The sequence below is a fragment of the Ralstonia chuxiongensis genome (assembly GCF_024158925.1).
Taxonomy (GTDB): Bacteria; Pseudomonadota; Gammaproteobacteria; order Burkholderiales; family Burkholderiaceae; genus Ralstonia; species Ralstonia chuxiongensis.
In genome coordinates this window covers 221822-237455 of the sequence record NZ_JAMYWC010000005.1, presented here as the reverse complement: position 1 = coordinate 237455, position 15634 = coordinate 221822, and the positions used below count along the sequence as shown (strand labels likewise).

General features: G+C 62.3%; 16 protein-coding genes and 2 tRNA genes. 9 read left to right on the top strand and 9 right to left on the bottom strand.

The genetic code is table 11. The features are described from left to right. Positions 1-56 precede the first annotated feature (56 nt). A complete protein-coding gene (pbpG, locus tag NKG59_RS18190; RefSeq protein WP_253539657.1) occupies positions 57-1253 on the top strand; it encodes a D-alanyl-D-alanine endopeptidase in 1197 nt (398 codons plus the stop codon). A gap of 67 nt (positions 1254-1320) precedes the next feature. Here pbpG and NKG59_RS18185 read toward each other — a convergent pair whose 3' ends face one another. Beyond that, on the bottom strand, positions 1321-2118 hold the full coding sequence (locus NKG59_RS18185) for an IclR family transcriptional regulator (protein WP_045202972.1): 798 nt from the start codon (positions 2116-2118) through the stop codon (positions 1321-1323). 239 nt (positions 2119-2357) lie between these two features. Here NKG59_RS18185 and NKG59_RS18180 point away from each other — a divergent pair, with 239 nt between their 5' ends. The 5 genes from NKG59_RS18180 to NKG59_RS18160 all read left to right on the top strand — a co-directional run bounded on the left by NKG59_RS18180 (position 2358) and on the right by NKG59_RS18160 (position 5372). Further along, the gene (locus NKG59_RS18180; protein WP_045202971.1) at positions 2358-3083 is read left to right on the top strand and encodes a (Fe-S)-binding protein; all 726 of its coding nucleotides are present in this window, start codon (positions 2358-2360) and stop codon (positions 3081-3083) included. A 36-nt stretch (positions 3084-3119) separates the two neighbouring features. After that, on the top strand, positions 3120-4529 hold the full coding sequence (locus tag NKG59_RS18175; protein WP_045202970.1) for a LutB/LldF family L-lactate oxidation iron-sulfur protein: 1410 nt from the start codon (positions 3120-3122) through the stop codon (positions 4527-4529). Continuing rightward, positions 4526-4807 carry a hypothetical protein gene (locus tag NKG59_RS18170; RefSeq protein ID WP_252691474.1) on the top strand — a complete coding sequence of 94 codons (282 nt, stop codon included), beginning with the start codon at positions 4526-4528 and terminating at the stop codon, positions 4805-4807. The genes NKG59_RS18175 and NKG59_RS18170 overlap by 4 nt, the downstream gene beginning before the upstream one ends. Positions 4808-4876: 69 nt before the next feature. After that, the gene (locus NKG59_RS18165) at positions 4877-5191 is read left to right on the top strand and encodes a TM2 domain-containing protein (protein ID WP_232042933.1); all 315 of its coding nucleotides are present in this window, start codon (positions 4877-4879) and stop codon (positions 5189-5191) included. Positions 5192-5204: 13 nt separating this feature from the next. After that, positions 5205-5372 (top strand): hypothetical protein, encoded by a 168-nt coding sequence (locus NKG59_RS18160; protein ID WP_253539654.1) that lies wholly within the window; start codon positions 5205-5207, stop codon positions 5370-5372. Between the two features lie 3 nt (positions 5373-5375). Here the strand turns inward: NKG59_RS18160 and NKG59_RS18155 are convergent, their stop codons facing one another. From NKG59_RS18155 to NKG59_RS18135, 5 genes are all read right to left on the bottom strand, one after another. Then, entirely contained in the window at positions 5376-6140 is a 765-nt protein-coding gene (locus tag NKG59_RS18155) for an arginyltransferase (protein ID WP_045202966.1), read from the bottom strand. Then, positions 6127-6873 (bottom strand): leucyl/phenylalanyl-tRNA--protein transferase, encoded by a 747-nt coding sequence (gene aat, locus NKG59_RS18150; protein WP_253539652.1) that lies wholly within the window; start codon positions 6871-6873, stop codon positions 6127-6129. The genes NKG59_RS18155 and aat overlap by 14 nt, the downstream gene beginning before the upstream one ends. A gap of 24 nt (positions 6874-6897) precedes the next feature. Beyond that, complete coding sequence (locus NKG59_RS18145) at positions 6898-7485, bottom strand: NUDIX hydrolase (RefSeq protein WP_253539648.1); 588 nt, start codon at positions 7483-7485, stop codon at positions 6898-6900. A 192-nt stretch (positions 7486-7677) separates the two neighbouring features. Further along, positions 7678-7754 (bottom strand) — tRNA-Met (locus NKG59_RS18140). A 28-nt stretch (positions 7755-7782) separates the two neighbouring features. Continuing rightward, positions 7783-7859: transfer RNA gene (locus tag NKG59_RS18135), tRNA-Met, on the bottom strand. 229 nt (positions 7860-8088) lie between these two features. On the opposite strand from NKG59_RS18135, the gene NKG59_RS18130 reads away from it, so the two are divergent. Continuing rightward, positions 8089-9123, top strand: a complete 1035-nt coding sequence (locus tag NKG59_RS18130; RefSeq protein WP_253539645.1) for a quinone-dependent dihydroorotate dehydrogenase — start codon at positions 8089-8091, stop codon at positions 9121-9123. A 12-nt stretch (positions 9124-9135) separates the two neighbouring features. Here NKG59_RS18130 and NKG59_RS18125 read toward each other — a convergent pair whose 3' ends face one another. Further along, positions 9136-9375 (bottom strand): hypothetical protein, encoded by a 240-nt coding sequence (locus NKG59_RS18125; RefSeq protein ID WP_045202963.1) that lies wholly within the window; start codon positions 9373-9375, stop codon positions 9136-9138. A gap of 391 nt (positions 9376-9766) precedes the next feature. Here NKG59_RS18125 and NKG59_RS18120 point away from each other — a divergent pair, with 391 nt between their 5' ends. Further along, entirely contained in the window at positions 9767-11668 is a 1902-nt protein-coding gene (locus tag NKG59_RS18120) for a potassium transporter Kup (protein WP_253539642.1), read from the top strand. An 82-nt stretch (positions 11669-11750) separates the two neighbouring features. Here NKG59_RS18120 and NKG59_RS18115 read toward each other — a convergent pair whose 3' ends face one another. Both NKG59_RS18115 and NKG59_RS18110 read right to left on the bottom strand, forming a co-directional pair. Next, entirely contained in the window at positions 11751-12209 is a 459-nt protein-coding gene (locus NKG59_RS18115) for a DUF4148 domain-containing protein (protein ID WP_045202961.1), read from the bottom strand. Positions 12210-12396: 187 nt separating this feature from the next. Beyond that, the gene (locus tag NKG59_RS18110) at positions 12397-14730 is read right to left on the bottom strand and encodes a Tex family protein (protein ID WP_253539641.1); all 2334 of its coding nucleotides are present in this window, start codon (positions 14728-14730) and stop codon (positions 12397-12399) included. 110 nt (positions 14731-14840) lie between these two features. On the opposite strand from NKG59_RS18110, the gene NKG59_RS18105 reads away from it, so the two are divergent. Continuing rightward, positions 14841-15605, top strand: coding sequence for a hypothetical protein (locus NKG59_RS18105; protein WP_253539640.1), 765 nt, complete (start codon positions 14841-14843; stop codon positions 15603-15605). The last annotated feature ends 29 nt before the right edge of the window (positions 15606-15634 follow it).

Genomic DNA, 15634 nt, shown 5'->3' with positions numbered 1-15634 from the left:
CTAAGAATTTTGTTTTTGCCTACACTTGCGCCATCTCACGCGCGGGTGATCGAACCATGTCACGGTCTGTTTCCTCATTTTTTCGACGTCTCGGCTTCGTTTCGCTGATGACCGTCGCGCTCGCTGCCGTCTCCGTCGCTACCGTGGCCAACGCCGCCACGACCGACAAAAAGCCCGCTGCCAGCAAGAAAGCCAAAGTCAAATCCAAGGGTAAGACCGTCGTCAATCGCAAGGCCAGCGCCAAAGTCGCGGCGGCGAGCAGCGATGAGGTCGCCTCCACTAAAGTCCGCAAGATCGTCACCGTCAAAGGCAAGCGCCGCGTGATCATGGTCGAGCGCGGTGCACGTCCGGTGCGTGCGTCGTTCGTGCCGGCATCCCCGACGCTTGGTGAAGCGATGGGTCTGCGTTCGACGCCCGATGCGTTGGCGCTGCGTTCCTCCGTCGCGCTGGTGATGGACCAGAACAACGGCGAAGTGCTGTTCCAGAAGAATTCGTCGGCTGTGTTGCCGATTGCCTCGATCACCAAGCTGATGACTGCGTTGGTCGTGACCGACGCTCATCAGCCGATGGACGAGCTGCTTGAAATCACCGATGAAGATCGTGACTACGAGCGCAACACCGGCTCGCGTCTGCGCTTCGGCACGATGCTCACGCGTGAAGACCTGCTGCTGCTGGCGCTGATGTCGTCGGAAAACCGTGCAGCCTCAGCGCTGGGCCGCAACTATCCAGGCGGTCGTCCGGCATTCGTTGCCGCCATGAACCGCAAGGCGCATGAGCTGGGCATGAACGACACGCACTATGTAGATTCGAACGGTTTGTCGAGCAGCAATGTGTCGAGCGCACAGGACCTCGCCAAGATCGTGATGGCTGCCTACAAGGTGCCGCTCATTCGTCAATTCACCACCACCCCTGAGCACACGGTCAACGCCAACGGCCGCACGCTGCACTACGTCAACACCAACCGTCTGGTGCGTGGCGGCGAGTGGGATATCGGTCTGCAGAAGACCGGCTTCATCAACGAAGCAGGCCGCTGCCTAGTGATGCAGGCCAACGTGCATGGCCGCAACGTGGTGATGGTGTTCCTTGATTCGGCTGGCAACCTCACACGCTTTGCAGACGCCACACGCGTGCGCAATTGGCTGGAGCGCAACCCGCACATCGAGCCGGCCACGCAAGCTGCTGCGCCGTTGCGGAATGTACCTGTGTCGACGCAGCCGGCAACCGTGCTGGCTTCGGAGCAGCACGGCGCCTGAATCACGGCATCATCCAACAAAAAAGCGCGTCATCGAACGCGCTTTTTTGTTGGGCAAAACCGGCGGCTCACTCTGCGCGCACGGCGTCCCCTTCGTATGTGTAGCCCATGCCTTTGGAGATCTGTAGGGCGGTGTCCTTGAGGTTGTCGAGCCAACTCTCCTGCAACCGATCTGCCGGCGCAGACAGCGACAGACCTGCTACCAGCCGCCGCGAATCGTCGTAGATCCCGGCAGCGATACAGCGCACGCCGAGTTCCAGTTCTTCATTGTCACGTGCGTAGCCATTGGTGCGTACCCAGTTGAGTTCGCGTTCGAGCTTGGGCAAGTCCGTGATCGAGGTGCGAGTGTGACCAGACAAACCGGTACGCGTGGCATAGGCCCGCACACGGCCGACTTCGTCCGCAGCCAGGAATAGCTTGCCGACCGAAGTCAAATGCAGCGGCGCGCGGCCACCGATTGCGCGCACCACCTGCATGCCCGAGCGCTCGGAATATGCGCGTTCGATGTAGACGATCTCATCGCCCTGGCGCACCGAGAGGTTGACGGTTTGGCCGGTCAGGCGATGCAAGGCGCGCATCGGAACGAGGGCCGCTTCACGCACCGAAAGGCGTGCCTTGACGAGGTTGCCGAGCTCCAGCAAACGCATGCCCAGACGGTAGCTGCCTGGGTCGGAGCGATCGACGAAGCGGCAGGCCACCATGTCGTTCAGGATGCGGTGCGCGGTGGACGGGTGCAGGCCGGTGCTGGCGGAGAGCGCCTTCAGGCTGACCGGATCTGCGTGATCGGCAAGCGCGTCGAGCAGCATCATCATGCGTTCGATGACCTGGATGGACGTCTTGCCGGGGTCCTTGTCTGCTTCTGCCATGGGTGCAGTGGGTTGCGGATGCGATGCAAAATTCTATCCCACGATGTGAAAATGCGCACCATCCCGACGCATGATTCCCGGTATTTTTGAGGATTTTCTCGGTCGGCCGGCAACTGTGCTTGACGGGCCTCGTGAAGCGCACTCACGACTGACATGAGGAAGTTCTGTGCCTTGAGGGTCGCGCCGCACATGGCAGCGAGCGCATAATGGCGGCTTCCCGCAGAACACAAGAGACTCCCATGCGCGTAGGTTTGTTCGTCACTTGCCTCATTGATCTGATGCGGCCCGACATCGGGTTTTCGGTGCTTAAGCTGCTGGAAAAGGCCGGCTACGACGTTGTCGTGCCGCCCGCGCAGACCTGCTGCGGTCAGCCCGCTTATAACTCTGGCGATCGGCCGCTGGCGCGCGATCTGGCGGAGAAAACGCTCAAGGAATTCGAGCAGTTCGACTACGTCGTCATCCCGTCTGGCTCGTGCGGCGGCATGATCCGCAAGGGCTACGCCGATCTCTTTCGAGACGATCCGGAGCTCGCGGGCCGCTACGAGCGCCTGGCGCCGCGTGTATATGAATTGACGGACTTTCTTGTCAACGTGGCACGGGTCGAAACGCTCGATTCCCAATTTCACGGCCACGTCACGTACCACGATTCGTGCTCTGGCCTGCGCGAGCTGGGCGTGAAAACACAGCCGCGAGAGCTGCTCGGCAAACTGGAGGGTGTGCAGTTGACCGAGATGCCCGCATGCGAAGCGTGCTGCGGTTTCGGCGGCACATTCTCGATCAAGTACGGCGATATCTCCACCGCCATCGCGGATGAGAAGTGCGCCAACATCAAGGCCAGCGGCGCCGATGCAGTGGTGCTCGGCGATGTGGGCTGCATGCTCAACATCGAAGGCCGGCTGCGCCGAACGGGCGACACGCAGACGCGTGTGCTGCACATCGCGCAAGTCCTTGCCGGCGACGCGTAAATCGCAACGCCAAGAACACGACGGAGACGCAATCGCATGCAAGTCCGCAGCATGGAATTCAAGGCGCGCGCCGGGCAGAAGCTCGCCGACAAGCGCCTGCAACAGAACCTTACCAAGCTCTCGACCAAGTTCGTCACCGCACGCGCGGCGGCCATCCAAGAGATCGATTTTCCGGCCACGCGCGAAGCGCTGAAGGAGCGCCGCAACCGCGCGCTGGAAAACCTCGACGTCTGGCTCGCCACGTTCGAGGCAGAGGCCACGCGCCGTGGCGCCAAGGTGCTGTTTGCCGAAACCACGGCCGATGCCGCGCGCCTGGTCGCAGAAATTGCTCGCAAGCACGAGGTCAAGAAGGTCATCAAGAGCAAGTCGATGGTGACCGAAGAGATGCGCTTGAACCAGGTGCTCGGCGAGATGGGCGTGCAGAGCATCGAGACCGATCTGGGCGAGTACATCCTGCAGATCAACGACAGCGAGCCGCCGTCGCACATCATTGCGCCGGTGGTGCACAAGGACAAGGAGGAGATCGCCGATCTCTTCGCCAAGACGCACAACAAGCCGCGCCTGACCGACATTCCTGAGATGACGCGGGAGGCCCGCGAAGTGCTGCGGCCCCAGTTTCTGTCCGCTGACATGGGCGTGACGGGCGGCAACTTCATCATTGCCGAGACGGGTTCCGTTGCCATCGTCACGAACGAAGGCAACGAAGGCATGTGCACGATCCTGCCGCGCGTGCACGTTGCCGTGACGGGCATCGAGAAGGTGCTGCCGACGCTCGAAGATCTGGCGACCGTCATGCGCTTGCTGCCGCGATCGGCCACAGGGCAGGCGATCTCGAACTATTTCTCGCTGTTGACTGGCCCGCGGGCGCCCGGCGAGAAGGATGGCCCCGAGCATATGTACTTCGTCATCGTCGACGGCGGCCGCAGCGGCCTGATCGGTGGCGAATTCCAGGAGATGCTGCGCTGTATCCGATGCGGCGCGTGCATGAACCATTGCCCGGTCTATCAGAAGATCGGAGGTCATGCTTATGGCTGGGTGTATCCGGGCCCGATGGGCAGCGTGCTGACGCCAAGCTACGTTGGTCTGTCGAACGCGTTGGACCTTCCGCAAGCGGCCACGCTGTGCGGCGAATGCAATCGCGTGTGCCCTGCGTCCATTCCGTTGTCGGATTTGCTGCGCACGCTGCGCGAGAAGCAAATGGAGCGCGAACTGCGCCCGCAATCGGAGCGCCTTGGCTTGCGCATGTGGGGCTTCATGGCTCGGCGACCGGCACTGTACTCGGCCGGCACCTGGGTTGCCGCACGCGTGCTGCGCTGGATGGGCGGTGATAAGAAGCTGATCCATTCGCTGCCCGTCGGAAAGGGGTGGACCGATACACGAGACATGCCGGCCCCTGCGGGTAAAACGTTCCGCGAGCTGTACCGTGAAAAGAAGGCCCGTGCATGACAACCGCCGAATCCCTCCAGACACTGCGCGACGCGCTTGATCGTCACGCAAAGTCGCCCGACCTGCCGCGCTTGCTCAACCAGTGGCGCGACGATGCAGTGCTCGCGCCGTTGGCGGTCTTGCCGCCGGCGTACGACCAGGTGCGGCGTTCCTTGCTGCAGCGGCTGGACATGGCGGTGTCGTTTGGCGAGGAAAGCTGCTCGTTCTCGCCATCGTCGTTGCTCGCGGAAATGCGTTTGTGGACGGACAAGGCTGAGGCCAAGCTCGCCAGCATGTAATCGAGAGGCGACATGGAACGCGGGATGCGTGCTAGTGTCTGACAGCTTATTCCCGCTTCAGCCCATGCCATGAATCAAACCGCTCGCGAAATCATGCTGTACGACGCCCAGAAAAAGAGTTCGGGCGTAGCCTACCTCTGGTGGTTTCTGTTGGGCTTTCTTGGGGCACATCGCTTCTATCTGAAGCGGCCGGGCAGCGGTATCGCACAGGCCATTGCCAACATCGGGGGCACATGGCTGGCATTTCGTGACATGGGTAACACCGCAGGCTGGGTGCTGGCCGTCATCGGCGGGCTTTGGGTGCTGGTGGACATGTTCCTGATCCCGGGGATGGTCCGCGCATACAACACGGTGCTCGCTGAGCGGCTTTCGACCGCCCCCTGAAAGGAATCGACCTATGAGAGAAATGACTTGGTGGAAGCGTGCCGCGCTGTGGGCGGCCGGTTTGGCTTGCGTGGGCGGGGCCTTGGCAGGTTGTACGACTTCGCGCGATCAGTACAGCCAGGGTTCCAGCATCAGCACGTACGGCGTAGTCGACGTCGGGATCGAACGCACGTCGCGCTGATCATCACTCCGTGGCTGGTGGCGCTACGTCCTCAAACCGTCGCCACTCGCCATTGACGAGCAGTTCCAGCGGCTGGAACAGCGCCTTATAGGCCATCTTCCGGCTCTGTTCGATCCAGTAGCCGAGATAAACGTAGGGCAGGTCCAGCGCCTGCGCCTGGGCGATCTGCCACAGGACGTTGTACGTTCCGTAGCTCGCCCTCTGTTCGATCGGGTCGTAGAACGTGTAGACAGACGACAACCCGTCTTCCAGCACGTCGATCATGCTGACCATCCGCAGCTTGCCAGCCGATGGCGATTCGGGCGGCTCTCGAAACTCCACCAAACGCGAATTCACCCGGCTCTGTAGCAGGAATTGCTCGTATTGATCGCGGCTGTCGTGGTCCATGCCGCCGCCCGCATGGCGGACCGACTGGTACAGCAGATAGAGCTGATAGTGCTCTTCGACATAGGTAAGCGGTGCAACCAGCGCCTCAAGCCCTTGATGTCGCTCGGCGGCACGGCGTTGCGCACGCGACGGCTCATATCGATCAACGACGACGCGGCATGGCGTACATGCATGGCAGTCATCGCAATGTGGACGGTAGGTGAAGATGCCGCTACGCCGGAAGCCGGCGCGCACGAGCTTTGAATAGACGTCGGCATTGATCAGGTGCGCCGGCGTGGCGACCTGCGAGCGCGCCAGGCGGCCATCGAGATAGCTGCATGCGTAAGGCGCGGTGGCATAGAACTGCAATGCCGAGAGGGGGAGTTCCTTAAGCTTGCTCATTGCGCACGGTCCACCGGCGGAGCACCGATTTGTCGAAGTGCCACGGCACAATGGCCGGCGCGTTGGCCGCCTCCCGCACATGTGCGAGAAACGCCTCGCGCGGCACCGGGGCACCGCCCAGCGATGCCAGATGCTCGGTCTCCTGCTGGCAGTCTATCATCGCGACGCCCTGACCGCCGAGGAAGGCGCAGAGCGCCGCCAGCGCGATTTTTGAAGCATCGGTGCGGTGCGCAAACATCGATTCGCCGTAGAACATGCGGCCGAGCGCCACGCCGTACAAGCCGCCCACGCGTTGGCCGGCGTGCCACGCCTCGACGCTGTGCGCGTAGCCGCGGCGGTGCAGGGCGGTATAGGCCTGAATAACGTCTTCGGTGATCCAAGTACCGTGCTGGCCTGGGCGGGCTGTGGTGGCACACGCGACCATCGTTTCGCGGAAGGCGTGGTCGATGCGGATTTCCCAGGCCGGGTCGTCAAGCACGCGGCGCAGCGTCTTGCGAAAGGTAGTTGAGACGCGAAAATCGTCGGGGCGAAGCACCATGCGCGGGTCGGTGCTCCACCACAGCACCGGCTGGCCCTGGGCATACCACGGAAAAATGCCTTGCCGATACGCGATCAGCAGCCGTTGCGGCGATAGCTCCGCGCTGGCGGCCAGTAGCCCCGGCGCTTCGGATTCCGGCCCGAGCGCGCGATCGACCGGCGGGAAGGGATCGTGCGGATCCAGCCAGGCGATCATGATGCAGACAACGTGAGGTAGGCGTTACGGCGTCGTGGCCGGCGTGTCGATCGCGGCTGAGCGCATCGGCTTGTAGATGTCGAGCGTGTGCAGGCGGAAGCTGCCGTCGGCCAGCTTGCCAGCCGCGCGATCGGCGAAGAAGCAACGCAGCGTGTGGATGACAGTCGGGAAGGCCAGATCATCCCAGGGGATGTCAGCTTCATTGAAGAGCGCGACTTCCAGGCTTTCTTCGCCCGGCGCGAAATCCAGATCGTTCAGCTTGGCCAGGTAGAACAAGTGCACTTGATGCACGTGCGGCACGTTGAGTACCGAATACAACTCGCCGATTTCGACGTTGGCGCCGGCTTCTTCCTGCGTTTCCCGATTGGCGGCCTGCGCGGTGGTCTCCCCGATTTCCATGAAGCCTGCGGGTAAGGTCCAGAAGCCGTAGCGGGGTTCAATGGCGCGCTTGCACAGGAGGATCTGATCGTTCCAAACGGGCACGGTGCCGACCACGTTGCGCGGATTCACATAGTGAATCGTATTGCAATGGTCGCAAACGTCGCGCGGTCGGTTGTCACCGGCAGGAATGCGCGAGACGACTGACTGGCCGCAGTTGGAACAGAATTTCATGGGGAATCGTCGCGGGTGGAATATCTCAGTGTATCACCGCGGCGGAGCGGCCCCGCGCGGCGCAGGGTGGGGTGAGAGTATCCACTGAGTTGCACGCAAAACGATGCGTGGAGACGTAGAAAAGCAAAAAGCCCGCTGTGTGCGGGCTTGATGTTTCGGCTCAGGTCTTGGAGCGAGCCGTTCTACTTTGGCTGGTTGCGGGGGCAGGATTTGAACCTGCGACCTTCGGGTTATGAGCCCGACGAGCTGCCAGACTGCTCCACCCCGCGTCCGTAGAAACGCATTCGACTTTCTGGCTGGTTGCGGGGGCAGGATTTGAACCTGCGACCTTCGGGTTATGAGCCCGACGAGCTGCCAGACTGCTCCACCCCGCGTCCGTCGAATAAAAAATTATAGCGACATCCGTGCGGCGATGCAACACTTTTCTCATGCGGCATGCATATTGATGGTGCTCGTTACCCGTGTAACGAGTCGCGAAGCCAAGCTTGGACTGTTCTTTGGACACTTCGTGCCTAGCCGTGTTCGAAAGCGGCGCGCACGGTGCAGAGCGGCGTGCCGGCCGTTTACAATGCCGCCTTTCGCGTTCTTCTCTTGATTCCGATCGTGCTCAACGCCCTGTACCCGCTTGCCCGTCCGCTGCTGTTTTCGATGGATCCCGAAGACGCGCATCACTTCACGTTGAACCAGCTCAAGCGGGCACACGCGATGGGGCTCTCGGGCTGCATCGGTGCGCGCGTAGCCCCGCAGCCGCGCACGGTGATGGGCGTGACGTTTCCCAACCCGGTCGGGCTGGCGGCTGGCTTGGATAAGGACGGTGCGTATATCGATGCGCTCGGCGCGCTCGGCTTCGGTTTTATTGAAGTCGGCACGGTCACGCCGCGCGCGCAGCCAGGCAACCCGCGCCCGCGCATGTTCCGCTTGCCGGCGGCCAATGCGCTCATTAACCGCATGGGTTTCAACAACGGCGGTGTCGATGCATTCATCAATAACGTGAAGGCATCGAAGTGGCGCGAGGCGGGCGGCGTGCTCGGCCTGAACATCGGCAAGAACGCTGACACGCCCATCGAGCGCGCTGTCGACGACTACCTGCATTGCCTCGAGCGTGTGTATCCGCACGCGAGCTACGTGACAGTCAACATTTCGTCGCCGAACACGAAGAACCTGCGTCAACTGCAGGGCGCGAGCGAGCTGGACAGCCTGCTCGGTACGCTGCGCGACGCGCAACAGCGTCTGGCAGACCAGCATAAGCGCTACGTGCCGGTGGCACTGAAGATTGCGCCGGACCTGGATGACGACCAGATTGCCAACGTTGCCGACGCGCTGCTGCGCCACAAAATGGACGGCGTGATTGCGACCAACACGACGATCAGCCGCGAGGCCGTCGCTGGTCTGGCGCATGCGGAAGAGGCGGGCGGCCTGTCGGGTCAGCCCGTGCGTGAGGGTTCGACGCGGGTAATTCGCGCATTACATGGTTTGCTGGGCGATGCGGTGCCCATCATTGGCGTGGGCGGCATCCTCGCCGGCGAGCATGCGCGCGAGAAGATCGATGCTGGCGCCCAGCTGGTACAGCTGTATACGGGGTTGATCTATCGCGGCCCCGCGCTGGTTGCGGAATGCGCCCGCGCACTGGCGCGTTGAAGGCGGCCGCGCTCAGCGGCGAAGCAGGAAGATGATGAGCGCGCTGGCGGCCACCACGGCGGCTGCCAGGTCGTACGGGCCAGCATAATCGGCCCACACAGTGGGGTCGAGCCGCTGCATGAAAGCCGGTTGTGCCAACGGCAGGATCATGCGCGGGATCGCAAACAATAGGGCCGCCACGACCAGCAGCACAATCAGTGCGGTCAGGGAAGGCTTGGAATGCCCCAAGATGCGGATGGATGAGTGGGGCAAGGCCGTCCCCGTTTCGGAAATGCCGGGCGGCTGATTACCAGTCGCTCAACATAATTTTGCAATAAAGGTTTGTCAGGCATTTTCCTACAAAGTTCTGTCAGCTGCAGTCCTACTTTCGGCTATGTGCAGCACAGCATGTATAACGTGTTGCCTGCGAACCAAGGGGACCGACCCGCGCTGCACAATGTGCTTTATTCGGTATCTGTGTGCCAGGGCAATGTTCTTTCGGCCCTGCAGAACGCTTTATCGGTATGGCTGTACAGCGTGATGCACCGCGGCAACGAATGCCCGCCCGAGGGGTTGGCGTGGGGGAGGCGGGGAGTACAATCCGCCCTCATTGTGCAATGCACGATTTTTTGAGCGGCCAGCAATCCGCCCGATTTCCAAGTTCATGAGTCAAGCTCTTACAGCAACAGGGTCGCCCCAGACCAACGTGAACCTGCGCGCCATGGTGATTGGTGCCGTGGGTGTGGTGTTCGGAGACATCGGCACCAGCCCGCTGTATTCGCTCAAGGAGTGCTTCAGCCCCGAGCACGGCATTCCCTTCTCCAGCGGGGCGGTGCTCGGCATCATCTCCATGCTGTTCTGGGCGATGGTGATCGTGGTGTCGCTCAAGTATGTGCTGTTTGTCATGCGCGCCGACAACAACGGCGAGGGCGGCATCCTTGCGCTGATGGCGCTGTCGCTGCGTACGGCCAATACCAATTCCAAACGCATGTCGCTGCTGATGATGCTGGGCGTCTTCGGTGCCTGCATGTTCTATGGCGATGCGGTGATCACGCCGGCCATCTCTGTCCTGTCGGCCATGGAAGGTCTTGAAATTGCCGCGCCAGCATTGACGCCGTTCGTCTTGCCGATCACGCTCGTGATCCTGGCGGTGCTGTTTTTCATCCAGCGAAGCGGCACGTCGGTGGTCGGCAAGTTGTTCGGTCCGGTGATGCTGCTGTGGTTTGCCGCGCTGGCCGCGCTGGGCATGATGAATCTGGTGAAGGCGCCGCAGATCCTGGTGGCCGTTAACCCGATGCATGCGATTTCGTTCCTGCACGACCATGCGCTGCAGGCGTTCATTGTGCTGGGCTCGGTGTTCCTGGTGCTGACCGGCGCTGAGGCGCTGTACGCCGACATGGGCCACTTCGGCGCCCGTCCGATCCGCTGGGCGTGGTTCTTTATCGTGGCGCCGAGCCTGCTGCTGAACTACTTCGGCCAAGGCGCGATGTTGCTGACCGACCCGAGCACCATCGAAAACCCGTTCTACCGTTCGGTGCCGGAAGCGTTGCAACTCCCGATGGTGGTGCTGGCAGCGGCGGCTACCGTTATTGCCTCGCAGGCCGTGATTTCGGGCGCGTTTTCGCTGACGAGCCAGGCGATTCAGCTGGGTTTTGTGCCGCGCATGCGCATTCGCTACACCTCGGAAGCCGAGATCGGCCAGATCTATGTGCCGATGGTCAACTGGATGCTGCTGATCCTGGTGGTGGGCGTGGTGCTAGCGTTCAAGAAATCCGACAACCTAGCCGCCGCCTACGGCATTGCCGTGACGACCACGATGGTCATCACGACAGTGCTGGCGGCAGTGGTGATGCGCTCGGTCTGGCGTTGGCACCCGGCGCTTGTGACGCTCGTGAGCCTTTGTTTCCTGGTGGTCGACATGGCATTCTTCTCGGCCAACCTCTTGAAGATTCGCGATGGCGGTTGGTTCCCCTTGACGCTGGGCGCCGGTGTGTTCTTCCTGCTGATGACTTGGTACAAGGGCAAGAAGCTTTTGCGTGCTCGCAGCCTGGAGGATGGCATTCCGCTCGAACCGTTCTTGGCGGGCTTGCTGGCGCATCCGCCGCATCGTGTCGAGGGCACGGCGGTTTTCCTGACCGGCAATACCGAGTTTGTGCCGGTGTCGTTGCTGCATAACCTCAAGCACAACCGCGTGCTTCACGAGCGCGTGATCTTCATCAGCTTCGTCACGCGCGATATTCCCTACGTGGACGACAAAAACCGGGTCTCCGTGCGCGATCTGGGCAGCGGCATCTACATCGTCAAGGCGGAATACGGCTTCAAGGAAACGCCGGACGTGTACCGCGTGCTCGAACTCGGTCAGCCGCAGATCGGCACGCGCTGCGAGCTGATGGATACGTCGTTTTTCATCGCGCGCGAATCGGTGGTGCCGTCCAAGTTGCCGGGCATGTCGATGTGGCGCGAGCGTCTGTTTGCGTGGATGCATCAGAACGGCGCCAAGCCCTCGGACTTCTTCCACATCCCCGCGAACCGTGTGGTGGAGTTGGGTACGAAGGTCGAGATCTGACCGACCGTATCGCTGCATAACAAACGGCCCGTGCGAGAGAGACGCACGGGCCGTTTTGTTTGGGTGTCAGGCGATGTTCGGGTTAGATCTTCGACGCGTCGTGGTCGCGTTTGTGCACTTCGTGGTTGCGCGCGTGTACGTCGTGGTTGCGATCCTTGACGTCGGCGTGCAGGTCCTTGCGGTCCTGGTGCAAGTCACGGCGGTCGGCATTGACCTGGTGCTGATCTTGAGCGCGTTGCTTGCTCCAGTATTCGGCACCCTTGACGTTGCCGTTTGCCAGGTCGCGGTCTTCGCGGCGTTGCGCGGTGTTGCGCTCGGCGCGTTCGTCAGTCAGGGCGGTCTTGTCTTTGCCGATATCGGCACGGTCGTGGTGAATGTCGCGGTTGTCGTGACGGATGTCACGGTTGTCCTGATGAATCTTCTGATTGTCTTGCTGGACTTGCGTAACAGGCGACACAGGAGCCGGCGGCGTGGTCTGCGCGAAAGCGGCGGTACCGGCTACAGCAAGCAGGGCAGCGATCAGGGTGTGGCTCGTCTTCATGGAGTTTCTCCTCGTGGGTGCCAGGCGGTGTGTGCCTGTGTCTCCATAACGGGCCGATAAGGCGGGTCGACGACGCGCGAGTGTTAGGAAAGATCCATGCGCGTAAGGACTTGTAACGACCGCGCTCAGCCATGAAAAAGCCCGCCGAGTCCGAAAACCGGGCGGGCTCCGCTAAACAGAATCTGCGTTAGCGCTTGAGCTTGGCGAAGGCTTCCGCCATGGCGCCGGATGGTTCCGGCGCGCGACGCTGCTGGCCGCCGTGGCGATTGCCGCCACTGCTCGGGCGATCACCACTGCCGGTACGCGCAGGCGCCTGGCCGGGTTCGTCGGACAGGCGCATCGTCAGTCCAATGCGGTTGCGCTTCACGTCGACTTCCATCACTTTGACCTTGACGATCTGGCCGGGCTTGACCACCTCGTGCGGGTCGCGCACGAACTTGGTCGACAGCGCCGACACATGCACCAGACCATCCTGATGCACGCCGATGTCGATGAACGCGCCAAACGCTGCCACGTTTGTCACCACGCCTTCGAGCACCATGCCGGGCTGCAGGTCCTTGATGTCTTCCACGCCGTCCTGGAACGTGGCCGTCTTGAACTCGGGGCGCGGGTCGCGGCCGGGCTTCTCCAGTTCAGAAAGAATGTCGACCACGGTCGGCAGGCCGAACTTCTCGTCGGTGAAGTCGCGAGCGGTCAGGCCGCGCAGCGCCTCGCGGTTGCCGAGCACGTCGCCGACGCCCTTCTTGATGCTGTCCAGAATGCGCTTGACCACCGGATACGCTTCCGGGTGCACCGACGAGCGATCGAGCGGATTGTCGCCGTCATTGATGCGCAGAAAGCCAGCGGCCTGCTCGAAGGTTTTGTCGCCCAGGCGCGGCACTTTCTTGAGCGCGTCGCGGTTGGTGAACGCGCCGTTGGCATCACGATATTCGACGATGTTCTTGGCAAGAATCGAGTTCAGCCCCGAGACACGCGCCAGTAGCGGGGCAGAGGCCGTGTTCACATCCACGCCGACCGCGTTCACGCAATCCTCGACGATGGCGTCCAGCGCACGGGCCAATTCGCGCTGGTTCACGTCGTGCTGATACTGGCCGACGCCGATCGACTTCGGGTCGATCTTCACGAGTTCGGCCAGCGGGTCTTGCAGGCGACGCGCGATCGACACCGCGCCACGTAGCGACACATCCAGCTCCGGGAATTCCTTGGCCGCCAACTCCGACGCCGAATACACCGACGCGCCAGCCTCGCTCACCACGATCTTGGTCAGCTTCAGCTCCGGCGCATTACGCATCAGGTCTTGCACCAGCTTGTCGGTCTCGCGGCTTGCTGTGCCGTTGCCGATGGAAACCAGTGCCACGCCGTGCTGCTTGGCCAACCGCGCGAGGGTGGCCAGCGAACCGTTCCAGTCGCGGCGCGGTTCGTGCGGGTAGATCGTGGCGGTTTCAAGCAGCTTGCCGGTGTGGTCAACCACGGCGATCTTGCAGCCCGTGCGGATTCCCGGATCGACGCCCATTACTGCCTTGGGGCCAGCCGGCGCCGCCAGCAGCAGGTCGTGCAGATTGCGACCGAAGATCTTGATGGCCTCGGCCTCGGCGGATTCGCGCAGCTGCGTGAGCAGCTCGGTTTCGATATGCGGCTGGACCTTCACGCGCCAGCACCAGCGGCATACATCCGACAGCCACTTGTCAGCCGGGCGGCCCTTGTTTTCGATGCCGACATGGCGCGCGATCATGACTTCGCACGGGTGGGGACTCAGCGCGTCCTGTTCTTCGCCCAAACCGAGCTTGACGAACAGCACGCCCGCGTTGCGGCCGCGGAATAGCGCCAATGCGCGGTGCGACGGCACATTGCGGATCGGTTCGCTGTAGGCGTAGTAATCGCGGAATTTCTCTTCTTCGGCAGTTTCCTTGCCTTCCACCACCGTCGACGAAACCTGGCCCTGATTCCAAAGATGGTCGCGCACCTTGCCCAGCAGCTCTGCCGTCTCGCCAAACTGTTCGGAGAGGATGTCGCGCGCGCCGTCCAGCGCGGCCTTTACGTCGGGGACGCCGCCATCTGCGGTCGGATTGCCGTTGACGAACTTGGCGGCTTCCGCTTGAGGATCGAGCGTCGGGTCGGCCAGCAGGGCCTGGGCCAACGGCTCAAGGCCGCATTCGCGGGCGATCTGGGCGCGCGTGCGGCGCTTGGGCTTGTAGGGCAGGTAGAGGTCTTCCAGCACCTGCTTGGTCTCGGCCGCCTCGATGGTGGTGCGCAGGGCATCGGTCAGCTTGCCTTGCTCTTCAATGGAAGCCAGGATGGCTGCGCGGCGGTCTTCCAGTTCGCGCAGGTACAGCAGGCGCTCTTCCAGGTTGCGCAGTTGCGTGTCGTCCAGGTTGTCCGTCACTTCCTTTCGGTAACGTGCAATGAAGGGCACGGTGGCGCCTTCGTCCAGCAGTTGCACGGCGGCGGCAACCTGCTGCGGCCTGACCGCCAGTTCAATGGCGATGCGGGAGACGATCTTCTGCAACACGGAATCAGTCATTGCTTCCAGAGAGTGCGATGGAAAGCCGCGCATTTTGCCACAACGCGAACCCCGTTCCTGAGCTGAAATCCGTGGCCGCGCGGCGTTTGCCGCACAGGCGCGGTGATAAAATGCGCGTTATGCCTACGCTCCTGTTTTCTGCCCGTCGCCGCGCAGCTGCGCGCCGCGCTTCCCGTCTGGTTCTGCCGGCGTCCATGCTTAGTGTTGCGCTGCTTGCCGCGCCCGCATGGAGCCAGTCTCCGCCGGCCTCCGCGCCAGCCGCTGCGGTGCCCGCCACGCAGCCCGATTTCGGTGCCGAACACGATCGCATCACCAGCGCCAAAGCATGGGCGGAATACCGCTACGCCCAGGCCGAGCGCGCTTGCTACGACAAATTCTTCGTCACGCGCTGCATCGATAAGGCCAAGGATGTGCGTCGCACGGAGCTCCACACCATCCGCGAACGCGAGTTGGCACTGGACGAAGCCGAGCGTGCCGACCGCGCTGCCCGCCGCGACCAGGAGCGCGCCATCCGCGAGGCTCAGTACAACGCCGAGCGTCCCCAGCGCGAAGCCGCCGAGCAGAAGAATCGCACCGATTTCACGAACAAGCAGGAGCAGCAGCGTCTGAATGAAGCGCAGCGCCAGGCCGAAGGGCCGCAGCGCGCCGCCAATGCGCAGGCTGAGGCCAAGAAGCAGGCCGATTACGACGCCAAGCTGAAGGCGGCGCAGGAGCAGGGCGCTGCCAATGCAGCCAAGCGTGCGGAAAGCGTCAAGCAATTCCAGGAAAAGCAGCAAGACGCTGCCAAGCGCCAGAAGGAATTGGATGAGCGCCGCGAACAAACCAAGCACCGCAAAGAGCAAAACCAGAACAACACCAGTCCGCTGGGGTTCTAAACTTCAGCCAAGGCCGGGTTTCCGGAGGA

Coding starts and splice junctions, on each gene's coding strand:
- pbpG (WP_253539657.1), top strand. CDS start 57: ATGTCACGGTCTGTTTCCTCATTTTTTCGACGTCTCGGCTTCGTTTCG.
- NKG59_RS18185 (WP_045202972.1), bottom strand. CDS start 2,118: ATGGCAGAAGCAGACAAGGACCCCGGCAAGACGTCCATCCAGGTCATC.
- NKG59_RS18180 (WP_045202971.1), top strand. CDS start 2,358: ATGCGCGTAGGTTTGTTCGTCACTTGCCTCATTGATCTGATGCGGCCC.
- NKG59_RS18175 (WP_045202970.1), top strand. CDS start 3,120: ATGCAAGTCCGCAGCATGGAATTCAAGGCGCGCGCCGGGCAGAAGCTC.
- NKG59_RS18170 (WP_252691474.1), top strand. CDS start 4,526: ATGACAACCGCCGAATCCCTCCAGACACTGCGCGACGCGCTTGATCGT.
- NKG59_RS18165 (WP_232042933.1), top strand. CDS start 4,877: ATGAATCAAACCGCTCGCGAAATCATGCTGTACGACGCCCAGAAAAAG.
- NKG59_RS18160 (WP_253539654.1), top strand. CDS start 5,205: ATGAGAGAAATGACTTGGTGGAAGCGTGCCGCGCTGTGGGCGGCCGGT.
- NKG59_RS18155 (WP_045202966.1), bottom strand. CDS start 6,140: ATGAGCAAGCTTAAGGAACTCCCCCTCTCGGCATTGCAGTTCTATGCC.
- aat (WP_253539652.1), bottom strand. CDS start 6,873: ATGATCGCCTGGCTGGATCCGCACGATCCCTTCCCGCCGGTCGATCGC.
- NKG59_RS18145 (WP_253539648.1), bottom strand. CDS start 7,485: ATGAAATTCTGTTCCAACTGCGGCCAGTCAGTCGTCTCGCGCATTCCT.
- NKG59_RS18120 (WP_253539642.1), top strand. CDS start 9,767: ATGAGTCAAGCTCTTACAGCAACAGGGTCGCCCCAGACCAACGTGAAC.
- NKG59_RS18115 (WP_045202961.1), bottom strand. CDS start 12,209: ATGAAGACGAGCCACACCCTGATCGCTGCCCTGCTTGCTGTAGCCGGT.
- NKG59_RS18110 (WP_253539641.1), bottom strand. CDS start 14,730: ATGACTGATTCCGTGTTGCAGAAGATCGTCTCCCGCATCGCCATTGAA.
- NKG59_RS18105 (WP_253539640.1), top strand. CDS start 14,841: ATGCGCGTTATGCCTACGCTCCTGTTTTCTGCCCGTCGCCGCGCAGCT.